Source organism: Streptomyces sp. NPDC005281 (assembly GCF_040607495.1).
Lineage (GTDB): Bacteria > Actinomycetota > Actinomycetes > Streptomycetales > Streptomycetaceae > Streptomyces.
Map to the genome: position 1 here is coordinate 22,862 of NZ_JBEXGX010000008.1, position 18,758 is coordinate 41,619.

An 18,758-nucleotide genomic window follows, 5' to 3' on the forward strand; every position below is an offset into this window, starting at 1 on the left:
GGCGTCGCGGCTGGCCGGACGGCTGCGGGCGGACCGTGCGGCGCGACCGCCGGCACGGCATGCCCGGGGCGGCGGGCCGGTGCCGGACGCCCGCGCGCGAGCGGCCGGGCCGGAACAGACTGTCCTCGCGGATGTGACCTTCGCCGCTCCCGCCCGCGGGACTGGGCAGGTTGGTTACTCGTAAGTAGCATGGGTGCTGAGCGCGCGCTCAGGCGTGTGTCCGCGCAGTAGTGCCATCCCGCATCTGGAGGAGAGCCATCGTGCCTCGTACCGTCAGGGACGTCGTCTTCGTCGACGGCGTCCGCACCCCGTTCGGCAAGGCGGGCCCGAAGGGCATCTACCACGAGACCCGCGCCGACGACCTCGTCGTGAAGGCCATCCGGGAGCTGCTGCGCCGCAACCCCGGTCTTGACCCCAAGAAGATCGACGAGGTCGCCATCGCCGCGACCACGCAGATCGGTGACCAGGGTCTGACCCTGGGCCGCACGGCGGGCATCCTCGCCGGGCTCCCCCAGTCGGTCCCCGGCTACTCCATCGACCGCATGTGCGCCGGCGCCCTGACCGCCGTCACCGCCACCGCGGGCTCCATCGGCTTCGGCGCGTACGACGTCGTCATCGCCGGTGGTGTCGAGCACATGGGCCGTCACCCCATGGGCGAGGGCGTGGACCCGAACCCGCGGTTCGTCAGCGAGAAGCTGGTCGACGAGTCCGCCCTCTTCATGGGCATGACCGCCGAGAACCTGCACGACCGCTACCCGACCATCACCAAGCAGCGCGCCGACGAGTACGCCGTGCGCTCGCAGGAGAAGGCCGCCAAGGCGTACGCCAACGGCAAGATCCAGCAGGACCTGGTGCCGATCTCGGTGCGCAACACCAACGCGGAGATCGGTGAGACCGGCTGGGGCCTGGTCACCGCCGACGAGCCGATGCGTCCCGGCACCACGCTGGAGAACCTGTCCGGCCTGAAGACCCCGTTCCGTGTGCACGGCCGGGTCACCGCCGGTAACGCCGCCGGTCTGAACGACGGTGCGACCGCCTCGATCATCGCGTCCGAGGACTTCGCCCGCGAGAACGACCTGCCGGTCAAGATGCGCCTGGTCTCGTACGCCTTCGCCGGCGTCGAGCCGGAGGTCATGGGCTACGGCCCGATCCCGGCCACCGAGAAGGCCCTCGCCCAGGCCGGTCTGTCGATCGAGGACATCAACCTCTTCGAGATCAACGAGGCCTTCGCCGTCCAGGTGCTCGCCTTCCTGGAGCACTACGGCATCGCCGACGACGACACGCGCGTCAACCAGTACGGCGGCGCCATCGCGTACGGCCACCCCCTCGCCTCCTCCGGCGTGCGTCTGATGACGCAGCTCGCCCGGCAGTTCGAGGAGCAGCCGGAGGTCCGTTACGGCCTCACCACCATGTGCGTCGGCTTCGGCATGGGCGCCACGGTGATCTGGGAGAACCCGCACCACAAGGACGCCGGAGGCGACAAGTGAGCACCGCTGAACTCCTCAAGGGAGCGGCCGAGCTGTTCCCCGACGAGGTCGTGACCTCGGCGAACGTACGCCACCTCGACCTGCCGTTCGGTGCCGGGCGCTTCGCGCTCATCACCCTTGACAACGGCTTCGACCACACCAAGCCGACCACCTTCGGCCCTGCGTCGCTGGCGAACCTGAACGCCGCCATCGACCAGGTCGAGAAGGAGGCCTCGGCCGGCGAGATCGTCGGTATCGGCGTCACCGGCAAGCCGTTCATCTTCGCGGTCGGCGCCGACCTCAAGGGTGTCGAGCTGCTGAAGCGGCACGAGGACGCGCTCGCCATCGGCAAGGGCGGCCACGAGGTCTTCAAGCGTCTGTCGGGCCTCGGGGTGCCGACCTTCGCGTACTACAACGGCGCGGCGATGGGCGGTGGCGTCGAGGTCGGTCTGCACTGCACCTACCGGACCGTCTCCTCCGCTCTGCCGGCCTTCTCGCTGCCCGAGGTCTTCCTCGGTCTGGTCCCCGGCTGGGGCGGCTGCACGATCCTGCCGAACCTGATCGGCGCGGACAAGGCCGTCTCGGTGATCATCGAGAACTCGCTCAACCAGAACAAGCAGCTCAAGGGCGGCCAGGTCTACGACCTCGGCATCGCCGACGCGCTGTTCGAGGGCGCGGACTTCCTGGAGCAGTCGCTGCTCTGGACGGCCGCCGTCCTCAAGGGCGAGATCGCCGTCGAGCGCCCGGAGATCGACCGCGGCGAGGCCTGGGACCAGGCCGTCGCCCGCGGCCGGTTCATCGCCGACAGCAAGGTGCACGGGGCCGCCCCGGCCGCCTACCGCGCGCTGGACATCATCGCCGGTGCCAAGGACGGCGACCTCCAGAAGGGCTACGACGCCGAGGACGTGGCGCTCGCCGACCTGATCATGGGTGGCGAACTGCGCTCCGGCATCTACGCGTTCAACCTGGTCCAGAAGCGTGGCAAGCGTCCGGCGGGTGCGCCGGACAAGTCGCTGGCGCGTCCGGTCACCAAGGTGGGCGTCGTCGGCGCGGGCCTGATGGCCTCGCAGCTGGCCCTGCTCTTCCTGCGCCGCCTCGAGGTCCCGGTCGTCCTCACGGACATCGACCAGGCGCGCGTCGACAAGGGTGTGGGCTACGTCCACGCCGAGATCGACAAGCTGCTCCTCAAGGGCCGCGTCAACCAGGACAAGGCCAACCGCCTGAAGGCCCTGGTCTCCGGTGTGCTGGACAAGGCCGAGGGCTTCTCCGACGCCGACTTCGTCATCGAGGCCGTCTTCGAGGAGATCGGCGTCAAGCAGCAGGTGTTCGCCGAGGTCGAGGCGGTCGCCCCGGCGCACGCGATCTTCGCGACGAACACCTCGTCCCTCTCGGTCACCGAGATGGCGTCGAAGCTGAAGAACCCCGAGCGGGTCGTCGGCTTCCACTTCTTCAACCCGGTCGCGATCCTCCCGCTGCTGGAGATCGTGCGCGGCGAGCAGACCGACGACGCCTCGCTGGCCACGGCGTTCGCCGTCGCCAAGAAGCTGAAGAAGACCGCGGTCCTCACCAAGGACGCCCCGGCGTTCGTCGTGAACCGCATCCTGACCCGCTTCATGGGCGAGATCCAGAACGTCATCGACGAGGGCACCTCGGTCGAGGTCGCGGAGAAGGCCATCGAGCCGCTCGGCCTGCCGATGTCCCCGCTGGTCCTTCTCGAACTGGTCGGCCCCGCGATCGGTCTGCATGTCTCGGAGACCCTCAACCGGGCCTTCCCGGACCGCTTCACGGTCTCCCCGAACCTCGCGGCCGTCGTCAAGGCCGGCAAGCGCGGCTTCTACGTCTACGACTCCGGCAAGCCGGAGCTGGACCCGGAGGTCGCGGCTCTCCTCAAGCAGGGCGACACCGTCCTGACCGAGGAGCAGGTCCGCGACCGCGTCCTGGACGCGGTGGCCCAGGAGATCGGTCTGATGCTCGACGAGGGCGTCGTCGCCGAGGCCCAGGACATCGACCTCTGCCTGATCACCGGCGCGGGCTGGCCCTTCCACCTGGGCGGCATCACGCCGTACCTGGACCGCGAGGGCGTCTCGGAACGCGCAACCGGCAAGCGGTTCCTGAAGCCGGGAACGGCTTCGGTTCCGGCGTAACGGCCTGACGGCACAACAAAGGAGGGCCTCCGCTTCGGGCGGAGGCCCTCCTTGTCGTTCTGTGCCGGTACGTCAAGGCGCCGGTTCACCAAGGACCGTGAGCCGGCCGGACGTGGATCCGCGTGTCCGACCCCGCCGCCCCGGAGCGCACATGTGTCCGAACGCATGTCTATAGTGCACGTCAGCCCGGCAACGCACGGACCGGCCTCTCCCCCACCCGAGTCCTCAAGCCATCGACATCCGCCCGCACAAGGGCACGACCAGCTAGGACCCGGACCAGGATGAGCCACGCCCCGACGCCCCAGCCCACCACATCCGACGCGCCGTCAAAGGACGGTGGCGGAAGCCGAGGCGCCAAGCGCGAGCGCACCGGCGGCCGTCGGATCGGCAGGAAGATCCTGCTGGGTCTGGCCGTCCTCGTCGTCGCCGCCGGCGGTACCGGTTACTGGCTCTACAGCGGCCTCGACGGCAACATCAAGGGCGTCGATCTCGACAAGGCAATCGGCGACGACCGGCCGGCGAAGCTGCCCACCTCCGGGCAGAACATCCTGGTCCTCGGGTCCGACTCTCGTGCCGGAGCCAATGCCGCGCTCAAGACGGGTCATGTCTCGGGGGCGCGTTCCGACACCGCGCTGGTGATGCACATACCCGAGGGCCGGCAGAAGGCCGTCGCGGTCAGCATCCCGCGCGACACCCTGGTCACCCGCCCCGAGTGCACGAAGGCGGACGGTTCCACGGCCCCCTCCGCCAAGCGCGTCATGTTCAACTCCATCTATTCCCAGGTCGGTTCGGCCTGCGTGGTGAAGACGGTGGAGAAGATCTCCGGGATCCGCATGGACCACTACATGGAGATCGACTTCGCCGGCTTCAAGGACCTGGTCGACGCGATAGGCGGCGTGACCGTCACCGTCGACAAGGACATCCACGACACCTCCAGCGGCCTCGACCTCCACGCCGGAACACACCGTCTGAACGGCACGCAGTCCCTGGAGTTCGTACGGACCCGGCACGGCATCGGTGACGGCAGCGACCTCGGGCGCATCGGCCTTCAGCAGCAGTTCATGACCGCTCTGCTCTCCGAGATCAAGAAGCAGGACCTGCTCGGCAGCCCCGCCAAGACGTACGGGATCGCCGACAGCCTGACCAAGGCACTCACCACCGACTCCGACCTCGCCTCGCTCACGGCGCTGGCCGAGTTCGGCCGGAGCATGAACGGCGTCGACCCGTCCACCATGGAGACGATCATGCTCCCGGTGTCGTACGACAGGATCGACCCGAACCGCGTGGTGGCGGCCGAGCCGCAGGCCTCGACTCTGTGGAAGGCGCTGCGCACCGACTCGGTGATTCCCGAGTCGGCGAAGAAGTCGCCCGCCACGGGCGGGAGTTCCTGACACTTCGCAGGCGAAGGGTGCCCGCCGGTGGTTCGACTGCGCCGGTCCGCGCACCCGTTGACCCGCCCCACCGCCGTACCGGCTTTCCGTACGGCGGTGTCGGCGTGCTCGGTGTCCGAGAAGCGAGCTCGGTCAGGGCCCGTCCGGGCCCCGGGTGCGCGACCGTCGGCGTCAGACCACCCGCCAGGCCTCCAGGGCGATTCCGGGCTCGTCCTTGCGCCGGGTGACTCGGAGTTCGCCGGCGCCCGGGGAGAACGTCGCGGCGACCACCCGGCCCTTCTCGTCCTCCGCCAGCGCCAGCAGTGCGTCGGCGGGGAGTTCGGGCCCCGACTCGGTCCACCACGCGCCCGCCGACTCGTCCTCGGTCGGATAGGCGGCGAAGGCCACCCGGCCGCTCGCCGCCCGCTGGGCGAGCAACGTGCAGTCGTGGCCGTCGAGTTCGCAGCGGATGACACGGACGGGGCCCGGTCCGGCCGAGGCCAGCAGGGCCACCGGCCTGGTGCCGGGACGCCAGGCGCACACATCGCCCGAGTCGTCGGTGAAGAAGAGCGTGCTGGAGTCGGCTGAGGTGGCGAGCGCCTGAAGCGTGTCCGGGCGGACCGGCGCCTCCAGCGCCTCGTCCAGGGCGGGTACTTCGCCCGCCTCCTCCTGGCGCCAGTGCAGGACGCCGCCCGCCACGGCCGCGTACAGCTCGACGCGCCCGGACATCCCGGTCACGGCCGCCAGGTCCCCTTGGACGTCATGCCCCTTGAGGTCGTGCCAGGACCCCCAGCCGCCCTTCTCCTTCTGGGCGATCATGCTGACCCCGCCGCCCTTGTTGCGTACGAAGACGTGGGCGCGCCCCTGCGCGTCGACCGCGACGACGGGGGCGCCCGTCCGGTCCCCGGTGCGGTCGGGGTGACCGATCGGGTTCCAGTCGAGGGCGGCGAGGTCCGGCCGGAAGTGGGTCGAATGGACCAGGCCCGACTGGTCCTTGACCGTCGGGCGCCAGGAGACCAGATGGGTGTAGCGGTCCGGGCCCTGGCCCAGGGCCAGTACCGAGTGCAGGCGCTGGTCGCCCCCCACGGTGCGGGGCGGGTCCCAGAGGCCGCCGGGTCCGTGCTCCGCCCGGCAGCGGACGGTGGCCTCCGACAGCAGGTAGGCACCGAGCCTGCCGTCGCGACCGCGTATGAGCCAGTCCACGTTCACCGCTTCACCTTAATCGGGGGCCGCGCGCCCGGTGACCTGGGGCATGCGCTCGTCGGCGCACGCCCGCCCCCGTCAGCCGTTCACAGGCGCTTGGCGCTGCGCAGCAGCCCGGCGTAGAAGCCGTTGCCGTCGATACGGGAGGCTCCGCCCTTGTCGCCCATGGTCGGCCCGTTGACCTCCTTGCGGCTGGAGATGAAGACGCGGTGGCCGTCGGTGTCCACTCCCAGGTACATCGCGACATGGTCGAGGTGGTTGCCTGTGCGGTGGTCCATCTTGAAGAAGAGGAGGTCACCGGGCTGGACCACGTCGATGTTCTGGGGGCGCGTGTACCAGGGGGACGGTCCGGAGAGCTTCAGGATGTCGACGCCTACCTTCGAACGGGCCATGCCGTCGGCGCTGCGCGGGAGCCCGTCGCCGGACATGTTCGTCGCCATCAGCGGATAGCGGGACCGGTAGCCCCAGATCATGCGCATGAACCCGGAGCAGTCCAGGGCCCGGTAGCGCTCCTTGCGCGCCACCATGGAAGTCCCGTCACGGAAGGCGTAGTTGATACCCAGGTAGTCGTAGAAGTCGTTCTGTTCGAGACGGTCGACGCCGTCCTCCTTGAACGGGCCGAAGACCGCGTCGCCCGCGTACGGGACGCCCTCGTCGTCCTTCTTCACCGGGGCGCCGTCGACGTACTGGAAGGCGATGGCGAAGACGTCGTCGGCCTCGCTGCCGTAGAACTCCTTGAACCAGTCCTTGAACCACTTCTCCTTCTCCGCGCCCTTGCGCCAGGCCTCCGGCATCAGGCGCACCCAGTCCTGAGTCATCACACGGCTCTGGGTGTTGGCCGGCTCGGTGAAGGTGCGGGAGGGGCCCCGGAGGGTCGCGGTGCGGGCGCCGTCCGTGAACGTGGCGAGGATGTCGCCGTTCTCGCCGCGCAGCACGGAACGCGTCGGGTTGTTCAGCCGCTCCCAGGTCTGCTTGCCGGTGGCCTTGCCCGAGTTCTCGAGGTCGGGCTTGTCCGTGACGGCCTGCACGGCCGGGACCTTCGCCTCCTCGTCCTTGCGGAGTTCGAAGGTGAAGAACGCGCTGCCCGCGAGCAGCGCGATGACCGTGGCAGCGTGGAGGACGGGACGGCCTTTGCGCTTCGGCATGGTGGCGGCTCCAGTGGTGCGAAAAGGACGGGTGGATCAGGCGGAGGGCATGGCGCCGAGAAGGATTCCGGCGGTCAGCACGACGTAGGTGGCGAGCGTGACCGTGCCGGTCGACAGCAGCGTGGCCCCCTTGGGCTGACGCACCAGCTGGTAACCGACGAGACCGGGGACGATGAAGCCCAGGGTCTGGTTGGCGTAGAGCAGCGGGAACTCCATCTGGAGCACGATGATCACGGTGGCCTGGATCAGGACGCCGCTGAGCACGACGGCCGCGAACAGCCGCTTGCCGTAGAGGATCACGAAGCGCTGGAGCAGCAGCGTGGTGACGTACGTCAGCACGGTCACGCCGACGACGAGCGCGGCGCGCTGGAGGTCCTCGATGAGGGTGAGCGCCAGCCAGCCCGGGGTGATCATGCCGCCGGGCGAGAGGTTGGTCGTGAGGTAGCAGATCAGCGAGAACATCAGGCCCAGGCCGATGCCGATCGCGGCGATCTCGGGGGTGAGGACGGAGGGGATCAACGGGGCTCTCCTGGGCTGTGCCACTGCTGGGGGTCGTCGGTGGGCTGTGCGAGAGGGACGCGGGGTTCGAACAGGCCCCGGGACCGGGGCTGTTCGCCGGGTCCGGGTGACACCGGACGCCTCTCGGCGGGTTCCCGCGGCAGGTCTGGCCAGGGCTCGCGGGCCCCCTCGGGCCGGTGCACCTGCTCCGGCCCGCCGCTCAGGTGCTGCTGCTCCGGCCGGCCGTTCTCGTACGGCTGATGCGGCTGGCCGTTCTCGTACGGCTGATGCGGCTGGAATGGTTGCTGCTGTTGAGGCTGCTCGGGACGCGCCCGGCGCCGTCGGCCCTGCTGCGGGTGCGGGTCGTCGGCGCTGCGCTGCACAGGGACATCGGTGCGCTGCACGGGGACGTCGGTGCGCGTCGCGTACCGCGTCTCGTACGCCTCCGAGTACGGCTGGTACGGGTCGATCCGCGGGGCGTAGAGCTGAACGGTCTCGACGTGCTCGCGCACGGCCGGCGCCGGCCGCGGCTCCTCGGCCGCCGTGTCACCGGCGCCGCGGGTTTCGCGGCCGGGCACGTACGCGTCGTCGTCGCTTTCGTCCGCGGGGAGTTCGGCGAGGTGCTCCAGCAGGTGCTCGCCCTGGCCGTGGATGTTGCCGATGGCCACCAGCGAGGTGTCCGCGCCGAGTTCCGCGAGCAGCAGGCCCATGAACTCCTCGGCGTCGCGGCGGTCGCCGCCGAGATCGACCGCTCGGGAGCGGTACTCGGCGGGGATGGCGTCGATCGCGCTCTTGGCCGGGTGGCCGATCACGAAGACCTTGTCGGGGTCCAGCTCGGGGATGATCTCGCCCATCTGGCCGTTGCGCTCGACACGGTCGGGGCGGCAGTTGATGACCACGTTGAGCGGGCGGTGGATCGCGCCGAGGTCGAGCAGCTGGTTGATGTTCATCAGCGTCGACTCGGGGTCGTTGGCCGCGAAGACGTTGGCGAAGCGGAGCTTCTTGCCCTCCTCGGTGACATACCGCTCGACGGACAGGACACCGGGGTCCGGCGGCGCGTCGTACATGCCCTGGAGGGCCGTCTGCCGCTCCACACCGAGGAGTTCGGCGACCTTGAGCGCGATCGCCACGTTCTCCTTGAAGGTGAACCAGCTGAAGCCGCGCAGTTCCTCGTCCGTGACGGTCTCGGGGTCGGCGTAGATCAGCTCGCAGTCACGGGAGTCGGCCTCCTCCTGGAGGATGTCGAACCGGTCCTTCTCCGCGGTGACACAGATGCCGCCCTCCGGCATCGAGCGGGAGAGCGAGCGGGCCACGTCGTCGAGGGTGGGGCCCATCTCGGCGAGGTGGTCCTCACGGACGTTGCACAGGACGCCGATCGTCGAGCGGATCAGCTTGGACTGGTTGATCTCCTGGAGGGCCGGCATGACGGCCATGCACTCGATGACCAGGGCGTGCGGGTTGTACGCGGCCGCGCGCCGGACGATACCGATCTGCTCGACGACGTTGGCGATGCCGAACTTGCGGTAGACCGGCTCCTCGGTCGCGTCGGGGTGGATGAACCGGGCGGCGGTACCGGTGGTCTTGGCGACCGTGGTCAGCCCGCCGCCGCGCAGCGCGCCCGCGCAGAGCCGGGTGATGGACGACTTGCCCCGGATGCCGTTGACGAGCACCCGGGTCGGGATGTTGTCCAGGTTGGTGAAGTGCCGCCGCTGTTCGACGATGCCCGCCACCAGCAGGATCGCGCAGCACACCATCAGGACGGTGTAGAGGAAGAGCACGGCCGATCAGTTCCTTACGTGCTGCTGGTGAGCGGTGTCCGGTGTGCCCCGGCGCGCGGACGGCTGCTGTTTGCGCTGTTCCTGGAGCTGCTGGCGGACGAGCTCCAAGGAGCGGGTGACCGCGCCGACCTCGTCGTGGTTGCGCGGGAACAGGACGGTCTTGCGGTCGCCGTCCGCGAGCGACTCGGCCTGGCCCGCGAGGGCCCTCAGCGGCCGGGCAACGACGATGTGCATCCAGCCGAGGCAGGCGGCGGCCGCCGCGGCTCCCAGCAGTCCGGCGAGCACCGTGCGGTGCTGCACGTCGTACTCGGGGATGGCGAGCTGGTCCGCGGGCTGCCAGCTGACGACGGTCCAGCCGAGCTGCTTGGCCGGGCCGCCTCCCACGAAGGGAGCCGCGGCCGCTATCTGCACCCCGTTCTCGCGGTAGAGGACACCGGCGGCGTGGGCGGACTTGCCGACCCTCTGGCCGGACGCGAGGACCAGGTCCTTCAGACGGTCGTCGGGCAGCGACTGGAAGGCGAGGTAGCCGGTGTTGCCCGCGATGACCCTCCCGTGGTCGTCGACGAGGCGAACGACACCGAGGCCGGGCCTCTTGAGCACCGAGTTGAGGAAGTCGATCCGGAACTCGCCGACCAGTGCCGATCCGTCGCGGCCGGGGATCTCGGCGGTGCCGACCACCAGCGGCTTCTTGCCGCCCTGGCCGAGGAGCCGGAGCGGGTCGGCGGTGGCCGGTTCGGGCCGGGCCTCGCGGGGCTTGTCGCCGACCTGGGCGACCACGTCACCGGAGGCGTCGACGACGTAGAGCGACTGGTAGCGCAGATGCTGGTTGAGCGTGCGGTCCAGGACCTTCGTCATGTCGTCGGGGCTGGTGCGGTCGCCGATCAGGGTGGCCACGGACTGGAGGTCCGCCTCGCCCTCGTTGAGCGCGCGGCGTACCCGGTCGGTGAGCGTGTCGGTGCGCTCGCGCTGGTCGTTCACGAGCTGCTGCGGCACGACGACGGTGCCGTCGGCGCGGTTGAGGATGAGCAGCAGCGGAGCCGACCAGGCGAGCAGGAGGACCGCGCAGACGGAGAGCAGCCCGCGGGTGCCGATGCGGCGCGCGCCGCGCGGCCGGGCGGGGATGTCGCTCTGCTCCGCCGGCTCGCCGAGCAGCTGGCCGCGCAGCCGTTCCAGGGCCGCGCCGATCCTGCGGGCCTCGCCGTAGCCGGGGATGTTCACCGGGCGCGCCAGGTCGCCGCGGGTGAGGCGGCGCGACTCCAGGAAGAGCCGGATGAGGGGTCGCTGCACGGTGCCGAGCAGTACGGCGACGGCCAGGCCGCCGATGGCCAGGAGCGCGCCGGCGGCGATCAGTCCGAAGGCGGGCGAGGTGGAGCGGGTGGGGTCCTCGGCGACCTTCACCATGGCGACCACGGTGAGGCCGAGGGCGGTCGCGGTGGTGGTCTCGCCGGGCTCGGTCGAGGTGAGGGCGGCGTATCCGCCGACGGAGCGGTCGCTGAGGAAGGTGCCGCCGAGCAGGCTGCCGCTCACGCCCAGGTAGCCGCCCGAGCCGGGCTCCTTGCCGCTTTGCGGGTGGTTCCCGGCCCTGGCCGCCGCCGTCTTCGCGAACGACTTGAGCTGCTTGTTGGAGGCGGCCACCTCCTTGCGCTGGAGGTCGGTGAGGACCTGCTCGGGCTCGGGGATGCCGTCGCTGCTGAGGATCGTTCCGGAGCGGTCCACGACCGCGATGGAGCGGAACTGGCCGAGGCTGATGCCGGGGAACTTGAGGCTGTTGGACGCCACGAGGAGCAGCTGGGGCTTGCCCGGCCAGGACAGCAGCGCGAAGGACAGCAGCCGGACCTCGCCGTTCTCCAGACGCACCATGCGGGGCGCGAGACCGCCGTCGTCGCCGAGCTTGGACCGGTCGAGGGAGGTCAGCGGGACGGTCTCGCCGCGGGTCGCGACGAGCTTGCCCGACCGGATCTCGATGACCGCCGTACCCATCCACTTCTGGTACGTGTTGCCCAGTTTGTCGAGCACGGTGTCACCGGACACCGGCGCGCCGGCGCTGAACAGGCCGGCGGAGCGTTCGAGGTCGGTCACCGACTCGTCGATGGAGGCGCGCAGGGCGATCGCGCCGTCCTCCGCGAAGTGCTGCTGCGAGGTCTGGACGGCCTTCGGCAGGCTGGTGTCGCCGGCCGGGCCGAGCACGAGCGCCGTGACGGCCGCGAGGGAGAGGAGGAGCGCCGACAGGACCGCTATCGGCGGTCGTATGCCGCCAAGCAGCGACATATCAGCTCTGCGGCGAACACGGTGCTGCCGCGCCGGGGGCGATGACGCCAACGGACTGGTCCTCTCAAGCGGTTGTACGGGCGCACGAGCGCGGGTCGGTCTGCTCGCGGTGCGGGTGCGAGTGCGTGTGTGACACAGGTGAACGGATGAGAAACCTGAGTCTCTGCGCCTGTGAGACAGGTAAGAACGGTAAGAAGTTGTGCAGGTTCAAAGTGATCTGAGCAACAGCAAAACTCAGACGGCACTTTCATTCACGTTTGGCTGATTCCACCTCGGGGCATGCGCTCCGGCTCCTCCGAGACTCGGGACGGTCCGCCGGGCCCGTCGGGCGGGATCCGGGAGGCCTCCGGCGGCCCGGACGAAGACGGCGCCCGGCCCGAGTCGGGCCGGGCGCCGGTCGGCGCGGGTGGCCTCAGCCCGGCAGCTCCGTCAGGGGCTTCAGCCCGTCCTTCGCCGCGCCGCGGTTGAGCATGGTGCCCTCGGTCCGCTCGAAGGCCAGCCGGAGCCGGGACCGCTCCAGGTCGCTCAGGTCGTCCCGCTTGAGCTCGGCCGCCACGTCCACCAGCCGGTAGTCCTTGACCTGCCCCTTGGCCGGCCCGGCCTCGGTGCCGTCGGCGCCGACCTCGGGGTCCGGCGGGATCTCCACGAGAGTCGGCTCGTAGCGGGGCTCGACCTCCCACTTGCCGCCGCGCTCGGTGAAGGTGAACCAGCCGATCACACCCTCCTCGGTGAGTCCGGTCGGCACGTCGTGGCGCGCGACCTGGTTGCCGAGGCCGTACGCGATCCAGGTGCCGTCGACCTTCTCCATCGGCTGCACGACGTGCGCGTGGTGCCCGATGACGAGGTTGACGCCGGTCTGCCGGGCCAGCTGCCGGGCGAACTCGAGCTGCGGGGTCGAGGGGTTGGGGTGGTGCTCACGGCCCCAGTGGATCGAGAGGATGACGACCTCCGCGCCGGCCGCGCGGGCCCGCTTCTCGGCCGCCTTGATCCGGCCCAGGTCGTTCTGGTTGACCAGCCACGGCTTGTCCTTGGGCAGCTCGTGGGCGTTGAAGCCGAAGGCGAAGGAGATCTGCGCGACCTTGACGCCCTTGACATCCATGATCAACGGAGTGAGGGAGTCCTTCTGCGTGCGGAAGGAGCCCGTGTGCTTGAGGCCCGCGGCGTCCAGCGTGTCCAGCGTCCGCTTCACACCCTCGTACCCGTGGTCGATCGAGTGGTTGGAGGCGGTCGAGCAGGTGTCGTAGCCGATGTCCTTGATGGTCCCGGTTATCTGCGGCGGTATGAGGAAATTGGGGTAGCTCTCGAAGGGGCCCTTCGGCTTGCCGATGACCGGCTCCATGTGACAGATCGCCAGGTCCGCCTTGCTGATCACCGGTTTGATGCCGGCCATCAGCGGGCCGAAGTCCAGGCCGGCCACACCCCGGCCGGTCTCCTTGGCGTCCGCCGTCGCCTGGTCGATCAGCTGCGGATGGATGAGGATGTCCCCTGCTGCGGCCACGGTGAACGAGCGCCCGTCGCCCTTCGAGGTGGAGCCGCCACCGCCCCCGACGAGGCCGCATCCCGCCAGGGCGGCGACGAGGACGAGGGGGGCCAGGAGGGTGGGCATGGTGCGGCGGCTACGGCGTCTGGTCACCGAGATATCTTGATACAACCATGAGGGCATACGGCTCCAGAACGATAACGATCGCAACACTTCTCTTGCTTCTCGCCGCTCTCGCCGGTTGGGGAGCGGTCGCATTGCTCGGCAACCACGACACCGGCGGGGACAGCTCCGCAGGACTCCGGGCGGACGGTCCGCCGAGCGTGGACCTGGCCCGCGCCGTCGCGGCCTACACCGACCGGTTCTCGCCGGACGGCGCCTTCCGGCCACCCACCCGAACCGAGCGGCAGACCGTGACCGAGGGGGTGACTCTGCTCCTCGACCACCACCGCGAGCAGGCCGAACAGCGGCTCACAGAGGTCGACTTCGGCGTGCGCACACTCGTCGACAGCGCCACCGGCCGTCGATTCGCAGAGGTGTACGACCGTGTCGACCAGGGCCCCTCGCCGCGCGGCTGGGGCCGGGTCTTCATCGACCTCGACCACCCCGTCCGATGGTCGGCACAGGTGCCCCATCCGGTCTCCGACGAGAACACGGAACTACTGGGCGTGCGGGTTCTCCGAGGCGCTCCCGGTGGCATTCTGATCATTGCTGGTGCACATCGCGAATCCGGCGAGGGCAATACCGCGGACGTGGCGCACCGTCGGGACACTGTCTTCCACGCGATCTGCTCCGAGCTCGTCGGGCGCCGGATCCCGGGAATCCAGCTGCACGGGTTCGCGCTGAAGTCCGCCCCTCACTACGACGTGATCGCCTCACCGGGTGCGGGAGCGGCCGGCCGGCCCGACGGCCGCCGGCTGGCCGACGCGCTCCGGGAGCGGCACTTCGCCGTGTGCCGGGCCTGGGCCCGCTCCTGCCCGCTCGCCGGACACGAGAACGTACAGGGGCGGGAGGCCGCCGACGCGGGCGTTCCCTTCCTTCATGTGGAGTTCGCCCCGGGTCCGCGGTCGGACGCCCGGAAGGCCGCCCGAGTGGCCGAGGCCGTCTCCGTCGTCACCCGGAGCTGGGCCGACGGCTCGCCGACGAGGTGAGGACATGACCGATCCGCGGGACCAGACGGCTTCAGAAGACATGGCGGCTTCGCAGGACATGACGACTCCCCAGGACGTGCCGACTCTGCTCATCGTGGACGGCGCCAACGTGGTGGGGTCCGTTCCCGACGGCTGGTGGCGGGACCGGCGTGGTGCCGCCGAGCGGCTCAGGGACCGGCTGGCCGGTCTCGCGGAGGCCGGGGTGGCCGGTCATCCCGGTCCGCTGGAGATCGTCCTGGTGGTGGAGGGCGCTGCGCGCGGGGTGGACTCCGTCCCGGGTGTCCGGGTGGACGAGGCGCCGGGCAGCGGCGACGACCGCATGGTGGAACTGGTGGCCGGGGCCGGGGACCGTCCCTGCCTCGTGGTCACGGCCGACCGCGAACTGCGGCGGCGGGTGGCTGGGCTGGGCGCGGAGGTCACGGGTCCGCGCACCGTGCGTCCTCACCCCTGACGCCGGCCGGCGCGGACGTGCGTCGGCCCCGTGCCTCCCGCCGGGGCGAGGGGAGGCACGGGGCCGACGAACAGCACCTCGGCGGCTACCCTGCCGCGCCGCCGGGCGGGGTCCCGCCGCCGCTCTGTGTCATCTCCGGATGCCCGGCCAGGCGGCTGTGCTTGCGCCCGTACAGGAAGTAGACGACGAAGCCGATCACCATCCAGATCCCGAACCGCAGCCAGGTCTCCGCGGGCAGATTCAGCATCAGCCACAGGGACGCGAGCACCGACAGGATCGGCACCCACGGCACCAGCGGGGTGCGGAAGGAGCGGGGCAGGTCGGGGCGGGTGTGGCGGAGGATGACGACGCCGATGGCGACCACGACGAAGGCGAAGAGCGTGCCGATGTTGACCAGCTCCGCCAGCTCGCTGAGGCTCGTGAAGCCCGCGAGGATCGCGATGATGACACCGAGCAGGATGGTCGGCCGGTGCGGGGTGCGGAACTTCGGGTGGACGCGGGAGAAGAACCTCGGCAGCAGTCCGTCGCGGCTCATCGCGAAGAAGACGCGGGTCTGGCCGAGCAGCAGGATCATGCACACGGTGGTCAGGCCGACGGCGGCGCCGAAGCTGATGACGCCCGCGAACCAGGGGTGCCCGGTGGCCTTGAACGCGTCGGCGAGCGGGGCGTCGATGGACAGCTCGGTGTACTTCTGCATGCCGGTGACCACGATCGACACGAGCACGTAGAGCGCGGTGCAGATGACGAGCGAGCCGAGGATGCCGCGCGGCATGTCCCGCTGCGGGTTCTTCGTCTCCTCGGCGGCCGTGGCGACCACGTCGAAGCCGATGAAGGCGAAGAACACGACGGAGGCCGCGGTGAAGATGCCCAGCACGCCGAAGTTGGTGGGCGCCCAGCCGAACATCAGCTGGATCAGCGGAGACTTGATGCCGCTGCCCGCTTCCACGTTCTGCGCCGGCGGGATGAACGGCGTGTAGTTCTTGCTCTCGATGAAGAAGGCGCCCGCGATGATCACGATCAGGACGACGGTGACCTTGATCGCCACGACCACCGTGGTGATCCGGGCGGAGAGCTTCACGCCGACGACGAGGATGGCCGTGAGCACCAGCACCAGCGCGGATGCGAGGATGTCGAAGCCGAATCCGTGCGCGCCGTCGCGGCCGCCGAGCGACGCGGGAAGATGCCAGCCCGCGTTGTCCATCAGCGAGCGCACATAGCCGGACCAGCCGACGGCCACCACCGCCGTGCCGAGCGCGAACTCCAGGACCAGGTCCCAGCCGATGATCCAGGCGGGCAGCTCGCCCAGGGAGGCGTAGGAGAAGGTGTACGCGGATCCCGCGACCGGGACCGTGGAGGCGAACTCCGCGTAGCACAGGGCCGCCAGTCCACAGGCGACGCCCGCGGCCACGAAGGCCAGTGAGACACCCGGCCCCGCGTTCTCCTTGGCCACCTTGCCGGTGAGGACGAAGATGCCGGTGCCGATGATGACACCGACACCGAACACGGTGAGGTCCAGAGCGGAAAGCGACTTCTTGAGCGCGTGCTCCGGCTCCTCAGTGTCCAAGATCGATTGTTCGACCTTCTTCGTCCTGAAGAGGGTGTTGCTCACGGACGTACCTCCCACGCTTGTCGTCCTCGACATGATCGAGAGGGCAGGTATCACGTATGCCCCGACACGGCCCGTATCACGCAGATGGGCCGGTTTCACCACCCGTACAGGGTGCTGAAACCGGCCCATCGGCCGTGTGCGGCCGCGTCAGTCGCGCGCGGGCTGTACCGCGTCGACCGGCTGCGCGGTGGCGTCGCCGAAGCGGCCGTCGAGCTTGGCCACAAGGCCGGTGACCTGCCGGGCGATGTCCGGCGCGGTCAGCCCGATCTCGGCCATGACCTCGGCGCGGGAGGCGTGGTCGAGGAAGCGCGGCGGGATGCCGAAGTCGCGCAGCGGCATGTCGACGCCCGCGTCGCGCAGCGCCTGCGCGACGGCCGAGCCGACACCGCCGACCCGGGAGTTGTCCTCGACGGTGACGACCACCCGGTGCCGCTCGGCGAGCGGCGCCATGGCCTCGTCCACCGGCTTGACCCAGCGCGGGTCGACGACGGTGGTCGAGATGCCCTGCCGGTCCAGCAGAGCGGCGATCTCCAGGCACATCGGGGCGAGCGCGCCGACGGAGACCAGCAGCACGTCGGGCGTGTCGGTGCCGGGCTCCCGCAGGACGTCCATGCCGCCGACCCTGCCCACGGCGGGGACGGCCGGGCCGACCGCGCCCTTGGAGAAGCGCACCACGGTGGGCGCGTCCTTCACCTCGACGGCCTCGCGCAGCTGGGCGCGGACCTGGTCGGCGTCGCGCGGCGCGGCGAGCCTGAGACCCGGCACGACCTGGAGGATGGACATGTCCCACATGCCGTTGTGCGAGGCGCCGTCGGTGCCGGTGACGCCCGCGCGGTCCAGGACGAAGGTGACGCCGCACTTGTGCAGGGCCACGTCCATCAGGACCTGGTCGAAGGCGCGGTTCAGGAAGGTCGCGTAGACGGCGAAGACGGGGTGCAGTCCGCCGGTGGCAAGGCCGGCCGCGGAGACGGCGGCGTGCTGCTCGGCGATGCCTACGTCGTAGACCCGCTTGGGGAACGCCTTGGCGAACCGGTCGAGGCCGACCGGCTGGAGCATCGCGGCGGTGATCGCGACGATGTCCTCGCGCTCCTTGCCGAGCTCGACCATCTCCTCGCCGAAGACGGAGGTCCAGTCGGCGCCGGAGGAGGCGATCGGCAGGCCCGTGTCGGGGTGGATCTTGCCGACGGCGTGGAAACGGTCCGCCTCGTCCTGGAGGGCCGGCTGGTAGCCGCGGCCCTTCTCGGTGAGGCAGTGCACGATGACCGGGCCGCCGAAGCGCTTGGCGCGGGCCAGCGCCGACTCCAGGGCCTCGATGTCGTGGCCGTCGATCGGGCCGACGTACTTCAGGCCGAGGTCCTCGAACATGCCCTGCGGGGCGATGAAGTCCTTCAGGCCCTTCTTCGCGCCGTGCAGGGTCTCGTACAGCGGCTTGCCGACGACCGGCGTGCGCTCCAGGAGGTCCTTGCCACGGGCCAGGAAGCGCTCGTAGCCGTCGGTGGTGCGCAGGGTCGCCAGGTGGTTCGCGAGGCCGCCGATGGTCGGCGCGTACGAACGCTCGTTGTCGTTGACGACGATGATCAGCGGGCGGTCCTTGGCGTCGGCGATGTTGTTCAGCGCCTCCCAGGCCATGCCGCCGGTGAGCGCGCCGTCACCGATGACGGCGACCACGTGGTCGTTCCTGCCGAGCACCTCGTTGGCCTTCGCCAGTCCGTCGGCCCAGCCGAGGACGGTGGAGGCGTGCGAGTTCTCGATGACGTCGTGCTCGGACTCGGCCTGCGCGGGGTAGCCGGACAGGCCGCCCTTCATCTTCAGCCGGGAGAAGTCCTGGCGGCCGGTGAGCAGCTTGTGGACGTAGGACTGGTGGCCCGTGTCCCACAGCACCCTGTCCTTCGGTGACTCGAAGACGCGGTGCAGGGCGATGGTCAGCTCCACGACACCGAGGTTGGGGCCGAGGTGGCCGCCGGTCTTGGAGACCGCGTCGACGAGGAAGGTCCTGATCTCGCCGGCCAGCTGGTCCAGCTGCTCCAGGCTGAGCCGGTCCAGATCGCGCGGTCCCGTGATGCGGGTCAGCAGCGGCACCCGTGCCTCCTTGCAGTAGAGCTGTTGCCGGGCTTGGTCGAGTCTAATGTTCCGCCTTTTCGGGCGCGGGCCGGGCCTGGCGATCTACGCCACACGAACGGCCCAACCGGACGGGA

13 protein-coding genes are annotated in these 18,758 nt (G+C 70.2%); 5 read left to right on the plus strand and 8 right to left on the minus strand.

The window, feature by feature from the left end:
- Positions 1-260 precede the first annotated feature (260 nt).
- The 3 genes from ABZV42_RS13570 (at position 261) to ABZV42_RS13580 (ending at position 5,001) form a co-directional block, all read left to right on the plus strand.
- Entirely contained in the window at positions 261-1,487 is a 1,227-nt protein-coding gene (locus ABZV42_RS13570) for an acetyl-CoA C-acyltransferase (RefSeq protein WP_355981236.1), read from the plus strand.
- The gene (locus ABZV42_RS13575) at positions 1,484-3,610 is read left to right on the plus strand and encodes a 3-hydroxyacyl-CoA dehydrogenase NAD-binding domain-containing protein (protein ID WP_355981234.1); all 2,127 of its coding nucleotides are present in this window, start codon (positions 1,484-1,486) and stop codon (positions 3,608-3,610) included. Before ABZV42_RS13570 ends, ABZV42_RS13575 begins: the two co-directional genes overlap by 4 nt.
- Positions 3,611-3,891: 281 nt before the next feature.
- Positions 3,892-5,001 (plus strand): LCP family protein, encoded by a 1,110-nt coding sequence (locus tag ABZV42_RS13580; RefSeq protein ID WP_356051980.1) that lies wholly within the window; start codon positions 3,892-3,894, stop codon positions 4,999-5,001.
- A gap of 171 nt (positions 5,002-5,172) precedes the next feature.
- Here ABZV42_RS13580 and ABZV42_RS13585 read toward each other — a convergent pair whose 3' ends face one another.
- The 6 genes from ABZV42_RS13585 to ABZV42_RS13610 form a co-directional block, all read right to left on the minus strand.
- Positions 5,173-6,189: a hypothetical protein gene (locus ABZV42_RS13585; protein WP_356051982.1), complete on the minus strand. Its 1,017-nt coding sequence runs from the start codon at positions 6,187-6,189 to the stop codon at positions 5,173-5,175.
- 80 nt (positions 6,190-6,269) lie between these two features.
- A complete protein-coding gene (locus ABZV42_RS13590) occupies positions 6,270-7,328 on the minus strand; it encodes an NlpC/P60 family protein (RefSeq protein WP_355981228.1) in 1,059 nt (352 codons plus the stop codon).
- A gap of 36 nt (positions 7,329-7,364) precedes the next feature.
- Positions 7,365-7,847, minus strand: coding sequence for a poly-gamma-glutamate biosynthesis protein PgsC/CapC (locus ABZV42_RS13595; RefSeq protein ID WP_037621835.1), 483 nt, complete (start codon positions 7,845-7,847; stop codon positions 7,365-7,367).
- Entirely contained in the window at positions 7,844-9,604 is a 1,761-nt protein-coding gene (gene pgsB / locus ABZV42_RS13600) for a poly-gamma-glutamate synthase PgsB (protein WP_355981225.1), read from the minus strand. The genes ABZV42_RS13595 and pgsB overlap by 4 nt, the downstream gene beginning before the upstream one ends.
- A 6-nt stretch (positions 9,605-9,610) precedes the next feature.
- On the minus strand, positions 9,611-11,872 hold the full coding sequence (locus ABZV42_RS13605; protein WP_355981222.1) for a HAMP domain-containing protein: 2,262 nt from the start codon (positions 11,870-11,872) through the stop codon (positions 9,611-9,613).
- A gap of 412 nt (positions 11,873-12,284) precedes the next feature.
- The gene (locus ABZV42_RS13610) at positions 12,285-13,505 is read right to left on the minus strand and encodes a CapA family protein (RefSeq protein ID WP_356051984.1); all 1,221 of its coding nucleotides are present in this window, start codon (positions 13,503-13,505) and stop codon (positions 12,285-12,287) included.
- Positions 13,506-13,570: 65 nt separating this feature from the next.
- On the opposite strand from ABZV42_RS13610, the gene ABZV42_RS13615 reads away from it, so the two are divergent.
- Both ABZV42_RS13615 and ABZV42_RS13620 read left to right on the plus strand, forming a co-directional pair.
- Complete coding sequence (locus ABZV42_RS13615) at positions 13,571-14,503, plus strand: hypothetical protein (protein WP_356051986.1); 933 nt, start codon at positions 13,571-13,573, stop codon at positions 14,501-14,503.
- 58 nt (positions 14,504-14,561) lie between these two features.
- On the plus strand, positions 14,562-14,954 hold the full coding sequence (locus ABZV42_RS13620) for an NTP pyrophosphohydrolase (protein WP_356052091.1): 393 nt from the start codon (positions 14,562-14,564) through the stop codon (positions 14,952-14,954).
- A gap of 85 nt (positions 14,955-15,039) precedes the next feature.
- On the opposite strand, the gene ABZV42_RS13625 is transcribed toward ABZV42_RS13620, so the two are convergent.
- Complete coding sequence (locus ABZV42_RS13625; RefSeq protein ID WP_355981216.1) at positions 15,040-16,563, minus strand: amino acid permease; 1,524 nt, start codon at positions 16,561-16,563, stop codon at positions 15,040-15,042.
- Positions 16,564-16,710: 147 nt separating this feature from the next.
- Positions 16,711-18,642, minus strand: a complete 1,932-nt coding sequence (gene dxs, locus ABZV42_RS13630) for a 1-deoxy-D-xylulose-5-phosphate synthase (protein ID WP_355981213.1) — start codon at positions 18,640-18,642, stop codon at positions 16,711-16,713.
- Positions 18,643-18,758: the final 116 nt, after the last annotated feature.

Coding starts and splice junctions, on each gene's coding strand:
- ABZV42_RS13580 (WP_356051980.1), top strand. CDS start 3,892: ATGAGCCACGCCCCGACGCCCCAGCCCACCACATCCGACGCGCCGTCA.
- ABZV42_RS13590 (WP_355981228.1), bottom strand. CDS start 7,328: ATGCCGAAGCGCAAAGGCCGTCCCGTCCTCCACGCTGCCACGGTCATC.
- ABZV42_RS13605 (WP_355981222.1), bottom strand. CDS start 11,872: ATGTCGCTGCTTGGCGGCATACGACCGCCGATAGCGGTCCTGTCGGCG.
- ABZV42_RS13620 (WP_356052091.1), top strand. CDS start 14,562: ATGACGACTCCCCAGGACGTGCCGACTCTGCTCATCGTGGACGGCGCC.